The 18493-nt window shown below is 72.1% G+C and carries 17 protein-coding genes, 1 pseudogene and 1 riboswitch; of the genes and pseudogenes, 5 read left to right on the top strand and 13 right to left on the bottom strand.

Features of this window, described 5'->3' with window-relative positions:
* The first annotated feature begins 19 nt into the window (after positions 1-19).
* Complete coding sequence (locus ACIQU3_RS01985; protein WP_403724679.1) at positions 20-775, top strand: decaprenylphospho-beta-D-erythro-pentofuranosid-2-ulose 2-reductase; 756 nt, start codon at positions 20-22, stop codon at positions 773-775.
* 166 nt (positions 776-941) lie between these two features.
* On the opposite strand, the gene ACIQU3_RS01980 is transcribed toward ACIQU3_RS01985, so the two are convergent.
* The 5 genes from ACIQU3_RS01980 to ACIQU3_RS01960 all read right to left on the bottom strand — a co-directional run bounded on the left by ACIQU3_RS01980 (position 942) and on the right by ACIQU3_RS01960 (position 6388).
* Complete coding sequence (locus tag ACIQU3_RS01980) at positions 942-1520, bottom strand: 2'-5' RNA ligase family protein (RefSeq protein ID WP_403724672.1); 579 nt, start codon at positions 1518-1520, stop codon at positions 942-944.
* 140 nt (positions 1521-1660) lie between these two features.
* Positions 1661-2674 (bottom strand): tryptophan--tRNA ligase, encoded by a 1014-nt coding sequence (gene trpS / locus ACIQU3_RS01975; RefSeq protein WP_403923019.1) that lies wholly within the window; start codon positions 2672-2674, stop codon positions 1661-1663.
* 478 nt (positions 2675-3152) lie between these two features.
* The gene (locus ACIQU3_RS01970; protein WP_403724664.1) at positions 3153-4601 is read right to left on the bottom strand and encodes a glycine hydroxymethyltransferase; all 1449 of its coding nucleotides are present in this window, start codon (positions 4599-4601) and stop codon (positions 3153-3155) included.
* 33 nt (positions 4602-4634) lie between these two features.
* A riboswitch (ZMP/ZTP riboswitch) is annotated at positions 4635-4721 on the bottom strand.
* Between the two features lie 124 nt (positions 4722-4845).
* Positions 4846-6021: a glutathionylspermidine synthase family protein gene (locus ACIQU3_RS01965; protein ID WP_403923017.1), complete on the bottom strand. Its 1176-nt coding sequence runs from the start codon at positions 6019-6021 to the stop codon at positions 4846-4848.
* 16 nt (positions 6022-6037) lie between these two features.
* A complete protein-coding gene (locus ACIQU3_RS01960; RefSeq protein ID WP_403724658.1) occupies positions 6038-6388 on the bottom strand; it encodes a hypothetical protein in 351 nt (116 codons plus the stop codon).
* A gap of 127 nt (positions 6389-6515) precedes the next feature.
* On the opposite strand from ACIQU3_RS01960, the gene ACIQU3_RS01955 reads away from it, so the two are divergent.
* Entirely contained in the window at positions 6516-7361 is an 846-nt protein-coding gene (locus ACIQU3_RS01955) for a hypothetical protein (RefSeq protein WP_403725593.1), read from the top strand.
* A 74-nt stretch (positions 7362-7435) separates the two neighbouring features.
* On the opposite strand, the pseudogene ACIQU3_RS01950 reads toward ACIQU3_RS01955, so the two are convergent.
* Positions 7436-7603 (bottom strand): annotated as a pseudogene (locus ACIQU3_RS01950) (carboxymuconolactone decarboxylase family protein); the annotation flags it as partial.
* A gap of 48 nt (positions 7604-7651) precedes the next feature.
* Positions 7652-9040, bottom strand: coding sequence for a PLP-dependent aminotransferase family protein (locus ACIQU3_RS01945; protein ID WP_403724655.1), 1389 nt, complete (start codon positions 9038-9040; stop codon positions 7652-7654).
* Positions 9041-9087: 47 nt separating this feature from the next.
* On the opposite strand from ACIQU3_RS01945, the gene ACIQU3_RS01940 reads away from it, so the two are divergent.
* Genes ACIQU3_RS01940 through ACIQU3_RS01930 form a run of 3 tightly spaced genes read left to right on the top strand, consistent with a single transcriptional unit; the run spans position 9088 to position 10765 of the window.
* Positions 9088-9606, top strand: a complete 519-nt coding sequence (locus ACIQU3_RS01940; RefSeq protein ID WP_403724652.1) for a carboxymuconolactone decarboxylase family protein — start codon at positions 9088-9090, stop codon at positions 9604-9606.
* A complete protein-coding gene (locus tag ACIQU3_RS01935) occupies positions 9603-10049 on the top strand; it encodes a carboxymuconolactone decarboxylase family protein (RefSeq protein WP_403724649.1) in 447 nt (148 codons plus the stop codon). The genes ACIQU3_RS01940 and ACIQU3_RS01935 overlap by 4 nt, the downstream gene beginning before the upstream one ends.
* On the top strand, positions 10046-10765 hold the full coding sequence (locus tag ACIQU3_RS01930; RefSeq protein ID WP_403724645.1) for an isocitrate lyase/phosphoenolpyruvate mutase family protein: 720 nt from the start codon (positions 10046-10048) through the stop codon (positions 10763-10765). Before ACIQU3_RS01935 ends, ACIQU3_RS01930 begins: the two co-directional genes overlap by 4 nt.
* Positions 10766-10768: 3 nt before the next feature.
* On the opposite strand, the gene ACIQU3_RS01925 is transcribed toward ACIQU3_RS01930, so the two are convergent.
* The 6 genes from ACIQU3_RS01925 to ACIQU3_RS01900 all read right to left on the bottom strand — a co-directional run bounded on the left by ACIQU3_RS01925 (position 10769) and on the right by ACIQU3_RS01900 (position 18482).
* Complete coding sequence (locus ACIQU3_RS01925) at positions 10769-11725, bottom strand: ABC transporter substrate-binding protein (protein WP_403923015.1); 957 nt, start codon at positions 11723-11725, stop codon at positions 10769-10771.
* 1 nt (position 11726) lies between these two features.
* A complete protein-coding gene (locus tag ACIQU3_RS01920; protein WP_403724639.1) occupies positions 11727-13676 on the bottom strand; it encodes an ABC transporter permease in 1950 nt (649 codons plus the stop codon).
* Positions 13676-14746 carry a glycine betaine/L-proline ABC transporter ATP-binding protein gene (locus ACIQU3_RS01915; protein WP_403724636.1) on the bottom strand — a complete coding sequence of 357 codons (1071 nt, stop codon included), beginning with the start codon at positions 14744-14746 and terminating at the stop codon, positions 13676-13678. Before ACIQU3_RS01915 ends, ACIQU3_RS01920 begins: the two co-directional genes overlap by 1 nt.
* Positions 14747-14778: 32 nt before the next feature.
* Positions 14779-16311, bottom strand: a complete 1533-nt coding sequence (locus ACIQU3_RS01910) for a GMC family oxidoreductase (RefSeq protein WP_403724633.1) — start codon at positions 16309-16311, stop codon at positions 14779-14781.
* 114 nt (positions 16312-16425) lie between these two features.
* On the bottom strand, positions 16426-17946 hold the full coding sequence (locus ACIQU3_RS01905) for an aldehyde dehydrogenase family protein (protein WP_403724630.1): 1521 nt from the start codon (positions 17944-17946) through the stop codon (positions 16426-16428).
* A gap of 197 nt (positions 17947-18143) precedes the next feature.
* Positions 18144-18482: a DUF664 domain-containing protein gene (locus tag ACIQU3_RS01900; protein ID WP_403725590.1), complete on the bottom strand. Its 339-nt coding sequence runs from the start codon at positions 18480-18482 to the stop codon at positions 18144-18146.
* Positions 18483-18493: the final 11 nt, after the last annotated feature.

The following is an 18493-nucleotide window of genomic DNA, read 5'->3' as shown; positions in this document are numbered from 1 at the left end:
CCTTCCCCTAGGAGCTGTCATGAAGGACGCCTTCGGCCTCCCCCAGTCCCTGCTCGTCCTCGGCGGCACGTCGGAGATCGCGCTGGCGACCGCACGTCGGCTGATCGCCCGCCGCACCCGCACGGTCTGGCTTGCGGGCCGCCCCTCGCCCGCCCTGGAGGAGGCCGCCGGGCAGCTGCGCGGGCTCGGCGCCGACGTGCACACCGTGGCCTTCGACGCGCTCGACCCGGCCTCCCACGAGGCCGTGCTCGGCAAGGTCTTCGCCGAGGGCGACGTCGACATGGTGCTGCTCGCCTTCGGGCTGCTGGGTGACCAGGCCCGTGACGAGCGCGATCCCGAGGCGGCGGTGCGGGTCGCGCAGACCAACTACACCGGCGCGGTCTCGGCGGGCCTCGTGTGCGCCCGCTCGCTCCAGTCCCAGGGGCACGGCTCGCTGGTCGTGATGTCGTCGGTGGCGGGCGAGCGGGCCCGCCGGGCGAACTTCATCTACGGCTCCAGCAAGGCCGGCCTCGATGCCTTCGCGCAGGGCCTGGGCGACGCGCTGCACGGCACGGGCGTGCACGTCATGGTCGTACGCCCCGGCTTCGTGCGGACGCGGATGACCGCCGGGCTGCCCGAGGCGCCGCTGGCGACCACGCCGGAGGCGGTCGCGACGGCCGTGGAGCTGGGGCTGCGGCGCCGTACGGAGACGGTGTGGGTGCCGGGGACGCTGCGCGTGGTGATGGCGGCGCTGCGGCACCTGCCACGCGCGGTGTTCCGGCGGCTGCCGGTCTGACCGGCAGGGGGATCCGCGGGTGCCGCTCCGAGCGGCGAGGGAACTTTGGCGACTGCCGGTCTGACCGGCAGGGATCCGGCGGGTGCCGGGCTGAGCGGCAGGGGGTTCGGGGGCTGCCGGTGTGACCAGCAGGGGTTCGGCGGGTGCCGGGCTGAGCGGCGGGGGTCTAGCGGGTGGGGACCGAACCGCGTTCCGCCCGGCCGGCCTGCGGGGGGACCACCGAGCCGCCGAAGGGGAACTCGCGGAGCTTGCGCCAGACGCCGTCGGCGCCCTGCTCGTAGAGGGCGAAGCCGGTGCAGGGCCACTCGGCCTCGTACCCGGCGAGTTCCTCGAAGGCCCGGTCCATGGCCGCGTCGTCGATGCCGTGGGCCACGGTGACGTGCGGGTGGTACGGGAACTGCAGTTCGCGTGCGGCCGGTCCGGCGGGGTCGCGGACCTGCTGCTGGAGCAGCGTGCAGGCCTCCGTGCCGTCGACGACCCGGACGTACACCACCGGCGACAGGGGCCGGAAGGTGCCCGTGCCGGCCAGCCGCATGGGGAATGCGCGGCCGGCCGCCGCGACCTCGGCCAGGTGCGCCTCGACCGCCGGCAGGGAGGCCTCGTCGACCTCCGTCGGCGGCAGCAGGGTGACATGCGTGGGGATGCCGTGAGCAGCGGCGTCGCCGAAGCCCGCGCGCAGCTGCTGGAGCTCGCTGCCGTAAGGCTCCGGGACCGCGATCGAGACACCGATCGTTACGGTCCCCACGTCGTCTCCTGTCGTGTCAGTGTGGCCGCTGATACGACCACCCGGTTATCGACTGTAAGGCCACGGCCGGGTTACGGGCAGGCGCAACCGGAGTGATGTACAGCGCTGTTCGGTGGTACGGCTGGGCGCGGGGGCCGCGTTCAGTGCTTGGCGGGCAGGAAGCCGACCCGGTCGTACGCCTGGGCGAGGGTCTCCGCGGCGACCGCGCGGGCCTTCTCGGCGCCCTTGGCGAGGATCGAGTCGAGCGTCTCGGGGTCGTCCAGGTACTGCTGGGTGCGCTCCCGGAAGGGCGTGACGAACTCGACCATGATTTCGGCGAGGTCCGTCTTGAGCGCGCCGTACATCTTGCCGGTGTACTTCTCCTCCAGCTCGGTGATGCTCTCGCCGGTGAGGGTCGAGTAGATCGTGAGCAGGTTGCTGACGCCCGGCTTGTTCTCGGCGTCGTAGCGGATCACCGTGTCCGTGTCGGTGACGGCGCTCTTGACCTTCTTGGCCGTGGCCTTCGGCTCGTCGAGGAGGTTGATGAGGCCCTTCGGCGTGGACGCCGACTTGCTCATCTTGATCGACGGGTCCTGGAGGTCGTAGATCTTCGCCGTCTCCTTGAGGATGTACGGCTTCGGCAGCGTGAAGGTCTCGCCGAACCGGCCGTTGAAGCGCGTGGCGAGGTCACGGGTGAGCTCGATGTGCTGGCGCTGGTCCTCGCCGACCGGGACCTCGTGGGCCTGGTAGAGCAGGATGTCCGCGACCTGGAGGATCGGGTACGTGAACAGGCCGACCGAGGCGCGCTCGGCGCCCTGCTTGGCGGACTTGTCCTTGAACTGGGTCATCCGGCCGGCCTCGCCGAAGCCGGTGAGGCAGTTCATGATCCAGGCGAGCTGGGCGTGCTCGGGGACGTGGCTCTGCACGAAGAGCGTGCAGCGGTCCGGGTCGAGGCCCGCCGCGAGGAGCTGGGCAGCGGCCAGGCGCGTGTTCGCGCGCAGGTCCTTCGGGTCCTGCGGGATGGTGATCGCGTGCAGGTCGACGACCATGTAGAACGCGTCGTGGGTCTCCTGCAGGGCCACCCACTGGCGGACGGCGCCGAGGTAGTTGCCGAGGTGGAACGAGCCGGCGGTGGGCTGGATCCCGGAGAGCACGCGAGGTCGGTCAGAGGCCATGCTCACCATTCTCTCAGGTCCCGGCGGCCGATCCGGAACCGGCCGGAAACAGACGGGCTCCCGTTCGGCTCAGGCGGTGCAGCAAGGGTGAGGCACGGCAGGGGTGCCGCCGGGCGGACTGCGGCGGTGCGCTCGGGGTAGCGCGACTTCGCCCGGCTGTGGCAGCTGCTGCAGCCCACGCACACGGAGACGGAGCGGGTGCCGGCGACTGGGCGGAAGGGGATTTCCCGCAGGTGCGGCTCACGGTGCTCTGGGGGCTGTCCGGGGTCGGCGGCCGGCCGAGCGGCGGCCCGGCGGGAAGCCGGACCGCCGCGGGAGGAGCCGCGTCAGGTGCTGATCGACCTGGGCGAGTGACGGGCCGGGTACGTCGGCCCGGGCCCTGGGCGGCTGACGGGCCGTGCACGTCGGCCCGGGCCCTGGGCGAGTGACGGGCCGGGTACATCGGCCCGCGCCCTGGGCGGCTGACGGGCCGCAGGTGTCAGCCGAGGTCGATCTCCGGGTACAGCGGGAAGCCGGCCACGAGGTCGGTGGCGCGCTGGGAGATCTCGTCCGCCACCTTCGCGTCGAGGACGTGGGACGCCTTGGAGGGGGCGCCCGACTTGGTCGTGCCCGGCTCCGCGGTGGTGAGGACACGGTCGATCAGGCCGGCCACCTCGTCCATCTCCGCCGTGCCGAGACCACGGGTGGTCAGGGCGGGGGTGCCGATGCGGATGCCGGAGGTGTACCAGGCGCCGTTCGGGTCGGCGGGGATGGCGTTGCGGTTGGTGACGATGCCCGAGTCGAGCAGGGCGGCCTCGGCCTGGCGGCCGGTGAGGCCGTAGGAGGAGGCGACGTCGATCAGGTTCAGGTGGTTGTCCGTGCCGCCGGTCACCAGGGTCGCGCCGCGGCGCATCAGACCCTCGGCCAGCGCGCGGGAGTTGTCGACGATGCGCTGGGCGTAGTCGCGGAAGGACTCCTGGCGGGCCTCGGCGAGGGCCACGGCCTTGGCGGCCATGACGTGCGGGAGGGGACCGCCGAGGACCATCGGGCAGCCGCGGTCGACCTGGTCCTTCAGGGAGTCGTCGCACAGCACCATGCCGCCGCGGGGGCCGCGCAGCGACTTGTGGGTGGTGGTCGTCACGATCTGGGCGTGCGGGACCGGGTCGAAGTCGCCGGTGAGGACCTTGCCCGCGACCAGGCCGGCGAAGTGCGCCATGTCGACCATGAGCGTCGCGCCGACCTCGTCGGCGATCTCCCGCATGATCCGGAAGTTCACCAGACGGGGGTAGGCGGAGTAGCCGGCGACGATGATCAGCGGCTTGAACTCGCGGGCGGAGGTGCGCAGCGCCTCGTAGTCGATGAGGCCCGTTGCGGGGTCCGTGCCGTAGGAGCGCTGGTCGAACATCTTGCCGGAGATGTTCGGGCGGAAGCCGTGGGTGAGGTGGCCACCGGCGTCCAGGGACATGCCGAGCATGCGCTGGTTGCCGAAGGCGCGGCGCAGCTCGGCCCAGTCGGCCTCGGAGAGGTCGTTGACCTGGCGGGCGCCGGCCTTCTCCAGGGCGGGGACCTCGACGCGCTGGGCGAGGACCGACCAGAAGGCGACGAGGTTGGCGTCGATGCCGGAGTGCGGCTGGACGTAGGCGTGGCGGGCGCCGAAGAGCTCCTTGGCGTGCTCGGCGGCGAGGGACTCGACGGTGTCGACGTTGCGGCAGCCGGCGTAGAAGCGGCGGCCGATGGTGCCCTCGGCGTACTTGTCGCTGAACCAGTTGCCCATCGCGAGGAGGGTGGCCGGGGAGGCGTAGTTCTCGGAGGCGATCAGCTTGAGCATCTCGCGCTGGTCGGCGACCTCCTGGCCGATGGCGTCCGCCACGCGGGGTTCCACGGCGCGGATCACGTCGAGGGCGGCGCGGTAGGCGGTGGAAGCGGGGGAAAGGGGCTCGGCTGACATGTGTGGACCTCCGGACGTTGCGTTCAGCGTTCACGGTACGGCCCAGGCGCACGGCTCTGTCTGCTCGGACCGCTCCCCGATGGTTGGTCCCATCCCAGCGCGCCAGTCACGGCCCTCGGTCAGCCTACCGGGTGGGGTGGGCGGGGAGCGTCTGCCGGGTTGCTCTTCGGTGCCGGGTGCGGGTGCGTGGGGGCTTGTCGCGCAGTTCCCCGCGCCCCTTTCAGGGCATCCGCCCCGGCCCCGACTAAAGGATCACGTGAGGCAGGAACCTTGCGTACTCGTCCGTGATCAAGCCGGACGACTCTCTGATGCCCAGGCCCGCCGACTCGTTCTCCACCATCCAGGCGCCCAGGACCACCCGGTTGCCGTCGAAGTCGGGGAGGGGGGCCAGTTGCTGGTAGACGCAGGGTTCGTCGCGGACGGTGGGAGCGGATCCGGGGTCGTGGATCGTGACGCCCGCGCCCTCCCGGCCCAGGAGGGGCTTCGCCACCCAGCCCGGCAGGTCCCTCGGACCGTCCAGGTAGGCGGGGAGGAGGTTCGGGTGGCCGGGATACAGCTCCCAGAGGATCGCCAGGAGCGCCTTGTTGCTGAGGAGCATCTTCCAGGCCGGCTCGATCCACAGGGTGGAGCCCGTACCGCCGCCGTTGTCCAGGGTGTCCAGGACGTGGTCCGCGAAGCGGTCGGTGGTCAGCCACTCCCACGGGTAGAGCTTGAAGACGCTGCGGATGAAGCGCAGGCGGTTGTCGACGAAGCGGCCGGAGAGGCGGTCCCAGCCGATCTCCTCCATGGCGATCCAGTCGGTCGCCAGGCCCGCCTGCTCGGCGGTCTCCTTCAGGTAGGCGACCGTCATCATGTCCTCGCCGAGCTCGTCGGCGGAGGAGTACGCGAAGTACAGGGGGCTGCCCGGCGGCAGGAGGGCGGCCTGCTTCCGCCAGGCGTCGACGAGGCGCTCGTGGAGGGAGTTCCACTGGTCGGCGCCGGGGAAGCGGTCCTCCATCCAGAACCACTGGGGTGACGCGGCCTCGACCAGTGAGGTGGGGGTGTCCGCGTTGTACTCCAGGAGCTTGGCCGGGCCGGTGCCGTCGTAGCGGAGGTCGAAGCGGCCGTAGACGGAGGGGAGTTCGGCCCGGCGGTGCCAGGCCTCGGCGACTGTGCGGGCCACGCGGGGGTCGGTGATGCTCAGGTCGGCGAAGCGGTCCCGGGTGACGATGTGGTCGGCCGCGGCCAGGCACATGCGGTGGAGGTCCTCGACCACCTCTTCCAGCGCCTCGACCTCCTCCAGCGAGAAGACGTAGTACGCGCTCTCGTCCCAGTAGGGGCGCAGGGAGTCGTCGGGGTAGCGGGTCAGGGGATAGATCAGACCCTGTTCCTCGACGGTCTGCTGCCAGCCGCGGCGGGGCTCGGCGGTTCTGCGTTCCATCTGCCGTACCCGCCCGTCAGCCGCCGCCGCTGCCGGAGCCGGAGCAGCCGAAGCCGCCCCGGTCGACGGCCTCGCTGCGGCTGAAGGTGCCGTGGTCGGCGTAGCCGCCGCTGACGTCGGCGTCGTAGTACCAGTCGGCGTCGGCGGTCCTGGTCTTGCCGGCCTTGCGGCCCTTGCCGGAGGAGGACGCGCCGGACGAGCAGTTCTTGTCGGCGACGATCTTGTAGCCGTTGATGTAGTCGTAGCTGTCCCGGTCCACACAGCGGCGGTCCGGGTCGGAGCCGCAGGCGGACAGCGCCGCCGCGAGGACGCCCATGCCGCCCAGCACCACCGTGCTCGAGCGCAGCCGTCGCCGTGTTTCAGCCATGTGCGTGTCTCCCCGTGTCTCCCCGCTCCGTGCACTGACAGGCGGTCAGCCTAGAGAGGGGTGAGGACGGGCGCGCATGGCCCCCCGGCCGGGGCCGCTCCCCTACTGTCGTTTTGTGATCTTTGGAATGGTGTGCGCCCTTGGTGCGGCGGTCTGCTTCGGTACGGCGACGGTGCTGCAGGCGATCGCCGCGCGGTCGGCGGCGGCGTCCGGGCCGGGCGGGGACGTGGCGCTGCTGTGGCGGGCCCTGCGGCAGTGGCGGTATCTGGCCGGTCTGGCGCTGGACGGGCTCGGCTTCGTGCTGCAGATCCTGGCGCTGCGGTCGGTGCCGATCTACGCCGTGGGGGCGGCACTGGCCGCGAGCCTCGCGGTGACGGCGGTGGTCGCGGCGCGGCTGCTCGACGTGCGGTTGAGCCGCGTCGAGTGGGCCGCGGTGGCGGTGGTGTGCGCCGGGCTCGCGCTGCTGGGGCTGGCGTCGGGGGCGGAGGGCGACGAGCCCGGGCCGGGCTGGCTGCCGTGGGCGATGCTCGGGGCGGCGGCCGGGGTGCTGCTGCTCGGGGTGCTCGGCGGGCGGCTGCCGGAGCGGGGGCGGGCGCTGACGCTCGGGCTGGGCGCGGGACTGGGGTTCGGGGTGGTGGAGGTGTCGGTGCGGCTGATCGACGGGTTCTCGGCCGGTGAGCTGTTCCCGAATCCGGCGACGTACGCGCTGCTGCTCGGCGGCGGGGCGGCGTTCCTGCTGCTGACCACGGCCCTGCAGCGCGGGTCGGTGACCACGGCGACGGCCGGGCTGGTGCTCGGGGAGACCGTGGCGCCGGCGCTGATCGGGGTGGTGTGGCTCGGGGACCGTACGCGGCCGGGGCTGGGGTGGCTGGCGATCGTCGGCTTCGCGGTGGCGGTGGCGGGGGCGCTGGCGTTGTCGCGGTTCGGGGAGGCGCCGGTGGAGGCCGAGGAGGGCGCTGCCGCACGGCCGTGAGAGCAGGCGCTTTCCGGTTGCCGAAAAGCCCGCACTTCGGGGGTGATCCGCGAACAGCCGGAAAATTGTTTGTAGCCGTTGATCTGCGAGGCGCGGATCCTGACCAATTCCAGAAGTTCCGGTTCGAGCTTGGCGTCCTGGGCCGCCGAAACGGCGGCGGCGTGCAGGGAGCCCATGGCCGCGGAGACATTTGGCGTGATTTCCTTCAGAGCGACCCGGGATATGGGAGAACGTCCACTCACACGGTGACCATATTCTTCGTCCGGCTTTTCAGAAGGGAATTCGGGTGATTATTCCGGCAGTACCGCGCACAGGCCGTCCAGCGCTCCCGACCAGGCGTGGTCCGGCGGCGTGCCGTAGCCGACGACCAGGGCGTCGAGGGGCTCGGCCCGTGCGCCGGGGTGGGTGTAACGGGCGAGTCCGTGGAGCGCGAGACCCCGCCAGTGCGCCGCCTGCACCACCGCCTGCTCGGTGCCCGGCGCCAGCCGCAGCAGGACGTGCAGACCCGCCGCGATGCCGCTGACACGGGCCTCGGGGGCCCGGGCGGTGACGGCGGCGACCAGGGCGTCCCGGCGGCGCCGGTAGCGCAGGCGGGTCGCGCGGACGTGCCGGTCGTAGGCACCGGACGTGAGGAACTCGGCCAGGGTCAGCTGGTCCAGCGCCCCGCACATGTCGACGCCGCCCTTGGCCGCCGCGACCTCCTCCGCGAGGCCCGGCGGCAGCACCATCCAGGCCAGCCGCAGCCCCGGTGCCAGGGACTTGCTCGCCGTGCCCAGGTAGACCACCCGGTCGGGGTCCAGGCCCTGGAGAGCGCCGATGGGCTGCCGGTCGTAACGGAACTCGCCGTCGTAGTCGTCCTCCAGCACCAGACCGCCGGTGTGCCGCGCCCAGTCCACGACGGCCCGGCGGCGGTCGCGGTGCAGGGGCACGCCCATGGGGAACTGGTGGGCGGGGGTGAGGAGAACCGCTTCGGCGGCCGCCCACTCGCCCGGGTCGGTGCCGAGTCGGTCGAACGGCAGCGGGGTGGTGTGCAGCCCGGACGCGGCCAGGATCTTCCAGTGCACGTCGAGGCCGTACGACTCGACCGCGACCGTCCCCGTCCCGCGCGCCCGCAGGACCGTGCCGAGCAGTCTCAGGCCGTGCGAGATCCCGGCGCACACCACGATCCGTTCGGGGTCGGCGCGCACGCCCCGGGCCCGGGAGAGGTACCCGGCGAGCGCGGCCCGCAGCTCGGGGCGGCCTCGTGGGTCGCCGTAGTCCAGGGCCTGGTACGGGGCGGCCGTGAGGGCGCGGCGGGTGGCCCTGAGCCACTCCGCGCGTGGGAAGGAGGCGAGGTCGGGGCTGCCGGGGCGCAGGTCGTAGGCCGGGCGGCCGGGAGCGCGGGGGTGGGGCGCGGTGCCGGCCGGCGGGACGACCCGCCGCTCGGCGACCCGGGTGCCCGAGCCCTGCCGGGCGGTGAGCCAGCCCTCGGCGACCAGGTCGGCGTAGGCGTCGGCGACGGTGTTGCGGGCGATGCCCAGGTCGGCGGCGAGTGCCCGGGAGGACGGCAGCCGGGTGCCGGGGGTCAGCCGGCCGGAGCGCACGGCCTCGCGCAGGGCGTCGGTCAGCCCCCGTCTCAGGCCCGGCCCGGTCGGCTCCACATGCAGGTCGAGCCCCAGAGTGGCCCAGGAATTCGCCATGGAAATGGACCATACTCCTGGGCTGCCTGCTTCCTAGGGTCGAGAGCATGACGACGCACACCGACGAGACGACGCCCCCGGAAAGCGCGGAGTACGCGCCCGAGCGGCCCGCACGCCTGGAGTGGGCCAGGCACGCACCCGAGGTCTACAAGGCGATGGTCCGGCTGGAGACCGCCGCCCGCAGGGGCCTCGACCACACGCTGTACGAGCTGGTGAAGATCCGGGCCTCCCAGATCAACCACTGCGCGTTCTGCATCGACATGCACACCAAGGACGCCCTGGCGGCGGGTGAGAGCGTCGAGCGGATCGTGCAGCTCAGCGCCTGGGACGAGTCGCGGCACTTCTACACCGCGAAGGAGATCGCGGCGCTGGAGCTGACGGAGGCGGTGACGGTCCTGACGGACGGTTTCGTGCCGGACGAGGTCTACGACAACGCCGCGAAGCACTTCGAGGAGGCCGAGCTGTCGCAGGTCATCGCCGCGATCACGGTGATCAACGCCTGGAACCGGTTCGGGGTGACCTGCCGGATGGCGCCGGGCCACTACCGGCCCGGCCAGTTCAAGTGAACGGCCGGACCCGGCTGCTGGATCCGGCGGTCGGGCGGGCCCTGTCCGCCCTGAGCGCCACGGCCAAGAAGGGCCTCGGCGATCCGGCCCTCGCCGAGCTCGTGATGATCCGCGCCTCGCAGCTCAACCACTGCGCCTTCTGCCTCGACATGCACCTCGCGATCGCCCGCGAGTACGGGGTGAGCGAGGAGCAACTCGGTCTGCTGGCCGCGTGGCAGGAGGCCGAGGACGTCTTCGACGAGCGGGAGCGGGCCGCGCTGGCCCTGACGGAGGCGGTGGCCGTGCTGACCGAGGGCTTCGTGCCGGACAAGGTGTACGAGCGGGCCGCCACGTACTTCGACGAGGCCGGGCTCGCCCATCTGATCGGGCTGGTCGTCGCCATCAACAACTGGAACCGGGTGATGGTCGGCCGCCGGATCCCGCCTGGGGGGTACACGCCATGAGCAAGGTGGAGGCTTTCCGCGCACTGCATCATCACCGGGCGCCCGGGGACCCGTTGGTCCTGCCCGGGCCGTGGGACGCGGCCAGTGCGCGGGTGTTCGCCGAGGCCGGGTTCCCCGCGCTCGCCACGCCCAGCGCCGGGGTCGCCGCCTCGCTCGGGTACGAGGACGGGCAGGTCCCGGCCGACGAGATGTTCGCGGCGGTCGCCCGGATCGTCCGGGCCGTCGACGTGCCCGTGTCGGCGGACGTGGAGGGCGGTTACGGGCTCGCCCCCAAGGACCTCGTGGCCCGGCTGCTGGAGGTGGGGGCGGTCGGGTGCAACCTGGAGGACTCCGAGGACGGGGTGCTCAAGGACCCGCGCGCACACGCCGACTGGCTCGCCCGGGTGCGGGAGGCGGCCGGTGACCGGCTGTTCGTCAACGCCCGCGTCGACACCTTCGCCCGCGGGGTGGACGATCCCGGCGCGGCCATCGAGCGGGCGGCGCTGTACGTCGCCGCGGGGGCCGACTGCGTGTACCCGATCGAGGCCCCGCCGGAGGTGCTGCCGCTGCTGCGGGCCGGGATCCAGGGGCCGGTCAACGCATGGGCCCCGGCCGACGGTGGCCCCTCGCCCGCCGAACTCGGCGCGCTCGGGGCCACCCGTATCACCTTCGGGCCGGGACTCCAGCGACGGGCCACCCGGGCCCTGCGGGAGATCGCCGGCCTGTTGACGCGGTGAACGTCAGGACAGCCACTTCTTCCACGTGGACTTGTGGCTGTCCACCCACTTCTTCGCCGCGTCCTCAGGCGTCATCTTCTTGTCGGCGATCATCAGGGAGACCTCGTTCTGGTCCTCGGTCGTCCACTTGAACTTCTTCAGGAAGGCCGCCGCCTCGCCGCCCTTCTTCGCGAAGTCCGCGTTGAGGTACTTCTGCAGCGGGGTGTGCGGATAGGCGCAGGCGACCTTCTCCGGGTCGGCGTCGCAGCCCTCCTTGTACGGCGGCAGCTTCACCTCGGTCATCGGGACCTTCTTGAAGAGCCACTGCGGGGAGTACCAGTAGGTGAGGAAGGGCTTCTTCTCCTTGGCGAACTGCCTCATCTGCGTGATCTGCGCCGCCTCGGACCCGGCGAACACCACCTGGTAGTCCAGCTTCAGGTTCTTCACCAGCGCCTTGTCGTTGGTGACGTAGGACGGCGAACCGTCCATCAGCTGGCCCTTGCTGCCGCTCTCCGGGGTGCGGAACTGGTCGGCGTACTTGTTGAGGTTCTTCCAGTTCGTGATGTCCGGGTGCTTCTTGGCGAAGTACGTCGGGACGAACCAGCCGATGTGGCCGGTGACGCCGAGTTCGCCGCCGGGCGCGATCGTCTTCTTGTCCTTGACGTAGCGCTGTTCCTGCTCGGGGTGGCCCCAGTCCTCCAGGAGCGCGTCGACGCGGCCCTGGCTGAGGGCGTCCCAGGCCGGCACCTCGTCGACCTGGACGGTGTCGACGCGGTAGCCCAGCTCGTGCTCCAGGATGTACTGGGCGACGGCCACGTTGGACTGGGCACCGACCCAGGACTGCACGGACAGGGTCACGGTCTTGGCGCCCTGCGCATTGGCGAAGGGCGAGGCCTGCTTGGTCATGTCGGCCGCGCCGCAGCCGGTGAGCAGCGCCAGGGAGCTCGCCGCGGCGATCACGGCAGTCTTGCGGACTCGCATGTCACGCTCCCTTCTTCGCGCGGCGTTCGGTGGGCTGGGTCACCCGGTCGAGCATCAGGCCGAGGCAGACGATCGCCCCGCCGGCCACCAGGCCGGTCGCCAGGTCGCCCTGGGCGAGGCCGAAGACGACGTCGTAGCCGAGGGCGCCACCGCCGACCAGGCCGCCGATGACGACGACGGCGAGGACCAGGACCAGGCCCTGGTTGACGGCGAGCAGCAGCGCCGGGCGGGCCAGCGGGAGCTGCACCTGCCGCAGCTGCTGCCAGCTGGTCGCGCCGAGCGAGCCGGACGCCTCCAGCGCGGCCGGGTCGACCTGGCGCAGGCCCTGGGTGGTGATGCGGACGACGGCCGGCAGCGCGTAGACGATCGCCGCGGCGACGGCCGGGGCGCGGCCGACGCCGAACAGGGCGACGACCGGGATCAGGTACACGAACTGCGGCATCGTCTGGAACACGTCGAGGACCGGGCGCAGGGCCCGCTCCAGCCGGTCGCTGCGGGCCGCGGCGATGCCGACGGCGAAGCCGACGACCAGGGTGACGGCGACGGCCGCCAGGACCTGGGACAGGGTGTCCAGGGACGGCTTCCAGACGCCGAGGACGCCGATCGCGGCCATGGCGAGGACGGCGGTGAGCGCGGTGCGCCAGGTGCCGATGACCCAGGCCAGGGCGGCGACGATCAGCAGCACACCCCACCAGGGCAGCGCCTGCAGGCCGTCGCGCATCGGGTCGAGGACCCAGGTGGTGAAGTGGCCCGCCCAGTCGGCGGTGCCGCCGACGACCGGGACGCCCGAGTACAGGTGCGCGGTCATCCAGTCGACGGCGCGGTTGACCGGCTCGGCGATGCCGACGACCCAGGAGTCGGGCCAGTCGAGGCGGCCCGCGAGTCGCCCGGCGACCGCCACGACGACGACACCGGCCAGGGCGTAGAGCCAGCCGCGTCGGCTGTGCGGCTCGGGTTCGGCGCCGAGCTTCTCGCCCGCCGCGCCGGTGACGCGGTCCAGGACGACGGCCAGCAGCACGATCGGGATGCCGGCCGCGAGCGCGGCACCGACGTCGACCGAGGCCAGGGCCTGGTAGACGCGGTCGCCGAGACCGCCCGCGCCGATGACGGCCGCGATGACGGCCATGGACAGCGCCATCATGATCGTCTGGTTGAGCCCGAGGAGGAGTTCCTTGCGGGCCAGCGGGATCCGGGCCGTCAGCAGGCGCTGGCGTGCCGTGGAGCCGAGCGACTCGACGGCCTCCAGCACCTCCTTGTCGGCGCCGCGGAGCCCGAGCGAGGTCAGGCGGGCCATGGGCGGGGCGGCGTAGATGACGGTGGCCAGGACGGCCGCCGGGACGCCGATGCCGAAGACCAGGACGACCGGCAGCAGGTAGGCGAAGGCGGGCAGCACCTGCATGGTGTCCAGGACCGGGCGCAGCATGCGGTCCATCCGGTCGGACAGCCCGGCGGCGAGCCCGAGCAGCGCGCCGACGACGACCGACGCGAGGACCGCGACGACCATCAGGGCGAGCGTCTGCATGGTGGGCACCCACATGCCGAGCAGCCCGCACGCGAGGAACGCGGCGCCGGTGCCGAGGGCCAGCTTCACGCCCGCCACACGCCAGGCGACGAGTGCGCCGAGGGCCGTGACGCCCGCCCAGCCGACGGCCAGGAGGGTGAGGTAGACGGCCCGTACGGCGATGACGACGACGTTGCTGACGTGGCCGAAGAAGTAGAGGAACAGCGGGTGGCTGTCGCGGTTGTCGATGATCCAGTCACTGGCCTTGGCGAGCGGCTCGGAGAAGTCGACGGTCAGCGCGCTCGGCCAGGTGCCGCTGGCCCAGCGGGCGTTGGCCAGCGGTACCAGGATCGCGGCGGCGAGGGCGAGCAGCAGCAGCTTGTGCACGGCCCGGTGCTTGAGGAGACCGGGCAGCCCGACGCGGGGCGGGTTCGCGGTGATGGTGGCCATCAGACCACCTCCTTGGGCTGCGCCGTGCCGGGCGGAGCAGGCTGCTCCGTGCCGGCGACGACGCCGAGGAGCGCGTCGGAGTCGACCACGCCCACGCAGCGGCCCTGGTCCACGACCCGGGCCGGAGCGCCGGCGCGGGCGACCGCCTCGATCGCCTCGGACACCGTGGCGTCGGGGCGCACCGCCGGTCCGCTGCCGTCCTGGTCGGCCGAGGGGCGGCGCATGGCCGTGCGGACGGTGAGGACCTGCTCGCGCGGGACGTCGCGGACGAACTCGCGGACGTAGTCGTCGGCGGGCGAGCCGACGATCTCCTCGGGTGTGCCGAGCTGCACGACCCGGCCGTCGCGCATCAGGGCGATGCGGTCACCCAGCTTGAGGGCCTCCTGGAGGTCGTGGGTGATGAAGACCATCGTGCGGCCCTCCTCGCGGTGCAGCCGGACGACCTCGTCCTGCATGTCGCGCCGGATCAGCGGGTCGAGCGCGCTGAACGGCTCGTCGAAGAGCAGTACTTCGGGGTCGGCGGCGAGCGCGCGGGCGAGGCCGACGCGCTGCTGCTGGCCACCGGAGAGCTGGGTGGGGCGGCGGTGCTCCATGCCCTCGAGGCCGACCTTGGCGACGACCTCCGCGGCCCGCTCGCGCCGCTCGGCCTTGCCCATGCCCTGGATCTCCAGGCCGTAGGCGACGTTGTCGAGGACCGTGCGGTGCGGCAGCAGGCCGAAGTGCTGGAAGACCATGGCGGCGCGGTGGCGGCGCAGTTCGCGCAGCCGGGCGCGGTCCATGGCGCGGACGTCCTCGCCGTCGATGGCTATGGTGCCCGCGGTCGGCTCGATCAGCCGGGTCAGACAGCGCACCAGCGTGGACTTGCCGGAGCCGGACAGGCCCATGACGACGAAGACCTCGCCCTTGCGCACGTCGAAGGTGACGTCGCGGACGGCGGCCGTGCAGCCGGTGCGGGAGCGCAGCTCGGCCGGGTCGAGGGCGGTGAGCTCGGGGTCGCCGGGAACGCGCTCGGCCTTGGGGCCGAACACCTTCCACAGGCCCTCCACCGAGAAGACGGGTGCGGTGTCCATGGTCTGCTCCGTGGGGGGTTCGAGGGTCGCGGTCACTTGGAACCACCACCGATCAGCTCGGCGGCCTTCTCACCGACCATGAGGACTCCGATCATCGGGTTGACGGTGGTCATCGTGGGGAACACGGAGGCGTCGGCGATGCGGATGCCCTCCAGGCCGCGGATGCGCAGCTCCGGGTCGACGACGGCCGACTGGTCGTCCGCGGCGCCCATCTTGCAGGTCCCGGCGGGGTGGTAGACGGTGTGCGCGACCTTGCGGGCGTACTCGCTGAGCTCCTCGTCGCCGGTGACGTCCGGGCCGGGGGCCACCTCGCGCTTGAGCCAGCCGGCCAAGGGCTCGGTCTTGGCGATCTCGCGGGCGATCCTGATGCCGTCGACGAGGGTCCTGCCGTCGTAGTCGTCCTCGTCGGTGAAGTAGCGGAAGTCCAGGGCGGGCTTGACCTCGGGGTCGGCGCTGGTCAGGTAGAGCCGGCCGCGGCTCTTCGGCTTGGGGATGTTCGGGGTCATGGAGACGCCGAACTCCGGCCGCCGGTAGCCCAGTCGCTCCGGGTTGTCCGTGAAGGGAATCTGGTAGAAGTGGAACATCAGGTCGGGGTGCGTCAGTTCGGGATCGCGCCGCACGAACAGGCCCGCGTCGGAGTCCATCGCGGAGTTCTCCGGGATGGGGCCGTTGGTCTCCCAGACGATGACCGACTCGGGGTGGTCGAGCAGGTTCTCGCCGACGCCCGGCAGGTCGTGGGTGACGGGGATGCCGAGCTTCTCCAGGTCGGCCTTGGGGCCGATGCCGGAGTGCATCAGCAGCCGGGGCGAGTCGACGGCGCCGGCGCAGAGCAGCACCTCGCTCCGGGCCTTGACGAGGATCTCCTCGCCGTCCTTGGTGCGCACGTGCACGCCCTCGGCGCGGTCCCCGTCGAGCTGGAGCTTGTACGCCCAGGTCTCCAGCAGGATCGTCAGGTTGGGCCGCTCGTCCATCACGGGGTGGAGGTAGGCCACCGACGCGGAGGACCGCTTGTTGTTCTCGGGGTGGTAGGCGAGGTCGAAGAAACCGACGCCCTCCGTGAACGGCTTCTTGTTGAAGCCCTCCACGCGCGGCACGCCGAGCGCCTCCTGGGCCGCGTCGACGAAGTCGCGGGCGATGGCGTTCCGGTCCTTCTCGTCGACCGCGACGATGTTGTTGTTGAGCCGGGCGAAGTACGCCTCCATCTGCACCGCGCCCCAGCCCTTGGCGCCGGCGGCCTCCCACTCGTCCCAGTCGGCGGGCAGCGGCTTGAAGGCGATCAGCGTGTTGTGCGAGGAGCAGCCGCCCAGCACACGGGCCCGGCTGTGCCGGATGTGCGAGTTTCCGCGTGGCTGTTCGGTGGTGGGGTAGTCGTAGTCGAGTTCGCCGCCGAGCAGACCCATCCAGCGGCGCAGGGTCAGCACGTCGTCTCGGCCGACGTCGCTGGGGCCGCCCTCGATGACGGCGACGGTGACGTCCGGGTTCTCGGTCAGGCGGGAGGCGATCACGGAACCTGCGGTTCCGCCGCCTATCACGACATAGTCGTACTCATGGCTGGTGTGGGACATGGCGTACTTGCTCCAGTGGGGATGAAGTGAACGGGCGCGGAGGGCGGGGACGTCAGCCCGGGGTGTGGGGGTCAGCCCGGGATGGGGGTCGGCAGCCCCGCTGGGGGACGGGGATCAGCCCGCGAACCAGCGCACCGGCTTCGGAGCGAGGTTCTGGTAGACGTGCTTGGTTTCCCGGTACTCGGCGAGTCCGGCCGGGCCGAGTTCCCGGCCCACTCCGCTCTTGCCGAAGCCACCCCACTCCGCCTGCGGCAGGTAGGGGTGGAAGTCGTTGATCCAGATGGTGCCGTGGCGCAGCCGGCCGGCCACGCGCCGGGCCCGGCCCGGGTCGGCGGTCCAGACGCCGCCCGCGAGTCCGTACTCGGTGTCATTGGCGAGGGCGACGGCCTCGTCCTCGGTGCGGAAGGTCTCGACGGTGAGGACCGGCCCGAACACCTCTTCGCGCACCACGCGCATCTCGCGGTGGCAGTGATCGAGGACGGTCGGCTCGTAGAAGTAGCCGCTCTCGGGGCGCTGCGGGGACGGCTCGGGGCGCTTGCCTCCGGAGCGCAGCACCGCGCCCTCCTTGAGGGCGGACTCGACGTACATCTCGACCTTGGCGCGCTGCTGCTCGGAGACGAGCGGGCCGCACTCCACGCCGTCCTCGGTGCCGCGGCCGAGGCGGATCTTCTCGGCGCGGCGGGCGAGTTCGGTGACGAAGCGGTCCCGGACGGACTCCTCGATGATGAGGCGGGCGCCGGCCGAGCAGACCTGGCCACTGTGGATGAAGGCGGCGTTGAGGGCCTGGTCGACGGCGGTGTCGAAGCCCTCCTCGGTGGCGCAGGCGTCGGCGAAGACCACGTTGGGGTTCTTGCCGCCGAGTTCGAGGGCGACCTTCTTGACGGTCGGGGCGGCGGCCTGGGCGACCTTGGTGCCACTGATCAGGCCGCCGGTGAAGGAGACCAGGTCCACGTCGGGGTGCTCGGACAGGCGCGCGCCGACCGAATGCCCCGGGCCGGTGACGATGTTGGCGACGCCCTCGGGCAGCCCGGCCTCGACGAGCAGTTCGATGAGCGCGATCGTCGTCATCGGGGTGATCTCGCTGGGCTTGATGACGAAGGTGTTGCCGGCGGCGAGGGCGGGGGCGATCTTCCAGCTGGCCTGGAGCAGGGGGTAGTTCCAGGGCGTGATCATCGCGCAGACACCGATGGGCTCGTGCACGACGACGCTGTGGATGTCGGTCGAACCGGCGTCCACGACCCGGCCGGGCGCCTCACCGGCGACCAGGTCGGCGAAATAGCGGAAGGCGTCGGCGACGCAGTCGATGTCGACGCGACCCTCCTCGACGGTCTTGCCCGCGTCCTGGGCCTCCAGCCGGCCGAGCTCGTCGCGGTCCCGGACCAGGAGATCGGCGACCCGGCGCAGCAGCGCGGCCCGCTCGGGGACCGGGGTGTGCGGCCAGGGGCCTTCGTCGAACGCGCGCCGGGCGGCGGCGATCGCCAGATCGGTGTCCTTCTCGTCGCCCTCCGCGACCACGGCGAAGGGCAGCGCGTCCGCGGGGTCGAGGATCTCGCGGGTGGCCCCGGAGGTGGCCGCCCGCCACTCTCCTCCCGCATGGATGGTTTCACGCGCCTGAAGTTCGGTACTTTCCGCCATGATCGCTGTTCGCCTTCCGTTCCTGATCAGCGCCCCTGTGTCACAGTCGTGTCACTAAGAGACCGAGTTCGCCTGCCCGACTCCCGCAATTGCATGCGCACCTGTGGCCGAAAGTGCGCTGCATCACGGGAGATGTGGACAAACCGGACGAAAGGCGCGGCGGGCCGGCCGTGGGCGCCGACTCACCGGACGTCGGCTCACCAGGGCCGGACGTCCTCCGGCGGGCCCTCCCCCACACGCTCGTCCACCGACTCGCGCAGCAGATCGGCGTGCCCGACCTGCCGGGCGTACTCCTCGATGAGATCGACGAGCATGCGCCGCACGTTCGGGGACTGCCCGTCACGGCTCGTGTACGCGGCGGCCCGGCCGGCGTCGCCCCCGGCGAGCGCCTCACGCGGAAGAGCAGGGGCCGGGTCCGGCGAGGCGAGTGCCGTTACGCCCGGAGCGGGGCCGTCGCCTCCTGGAAAGCCCGTGGGCCCCGCACCGGAGAACCGGTGCGGGGCCCACGTGCGAACCCTGAGGGACTCGGGCCGGATGAAGCCCTGAG

The organism is Streptomyces sp. NPDC101110 (assembly GCF_044759525.1).
GTDB lineage: Bacteria > Actinomycetota > Actinomycetes > Streptomycetales > Streptomycetaceae > Streptomyces.
This window is presented reverse-complemented; position numbering and strand designations above follow the sequence as displayed.

Excerpts from the sequence above, each read along its gene's own strand:
- ACIQU3_RS01920 (WP_403724639.1), bottom strand. The coding sequence starts at position 13,676 with ATGGCCACCATCACCGCGAACCCGCCCCGCGTCGGGCTGCCCGGTCTC.
- ACIQU3_RS01925 (WP_403923015.1), bottom strand. The coding sequence starts at position 11,725 with ATGCGAGTCCGCAAGACTGCCGTGATCGCCGCGGCGAGCTCCCTGGCG.
- ACIQU3_RS01965 (WP_403923017.1), bottom strand. The coding sequence starts at position 6,021 with ATGGAACGCAGAACCGCCGAGCCCCGCCGCGGCTGGCAGCAGACCGTC.
- ACIQU3_RS01955 (WP_403725593.1), top strand. The coding sequence starts at position 6,516 with ATGGTGTGCGCCCTTGGTGCGGCGGTCTGCTTCGGTACGGCGACGGTG.
- ACIQU3_RS01915 (WP_403724636.1), bottom strand. The coding sequence starts at position 14,746 with ATGGACACCGCACCCGTCTTCTCGGTGGAGGGCCTGTGGAAGGTGTTC.
- ACIQU3_RS01960 (WP_403724658.1), bottom strand. The coding sequence starts at position 6,388 with ATGGCTGAAACACGGCGACGGCTGCGCTCGAGCACGGTGGTGCTGGGC.
- ACIQU3_RS01910 (WP_403724633.1), bottom strand. The coding sequence starts at position 16,311 with ATGTCCCACACCAGCCATGAGTACGACTATGTCGTGATAGGCGGCGGA.
- ACIQU3_RS01985 (WP_403724679.1), top strand. The coding sequence starts at position 20 with ATGAAGGACGCCTTCGGCCTCCCCCAGTCCCTGCTCGTCCTCGGCGGC.
- ACIQU3_RS01940 (WP_403724652.1), top strand. The coding sequence starts at position 9,088 with ATGACGACGCACACCGACGAGACGACGCCCCCGGAAAGCGCGGAGTAC.
- ACIQU3_RS01970 (WP_403724664.1), bottom strand. The coding sequence starts at position 4,601 with ATGTCAGCCGAGCCCCTTTCCCCCGCTTCCACCGCCTACCGCGCCGCC.
- ACIQU3_RS01945 (WP_403724655.1), bottom strand. The coding sequence starts at position 9,040 with ATGGCGAATTCCTGGGCCACTCTGGGGCTCGACCTGCATGTGGAGCCG.
- ACIQU3_RS01905 (WP_403724630.1), bottom strand. The coding sequence starts at position 17,946 with ATGGCGGAAAGTACCGAACTTCAGGCGCGTGAAACCATCCATGCGGGA.
- ACIQU3_RS01930 (WP_403724645.1), top strand. The coding sequence starts at position 10,046 with ATGAGCAAGGTGGAGGCTTTCCGCGCACTGCATCATCACCGGGCGCCC.
- trpS (WP_403923019.1), bottom strand. The coding sequence starts at position 2,674 with ATGGCCTCTGACCGACCTCGCGTGCTCTCCGGGATCCAGCCCACCGCC.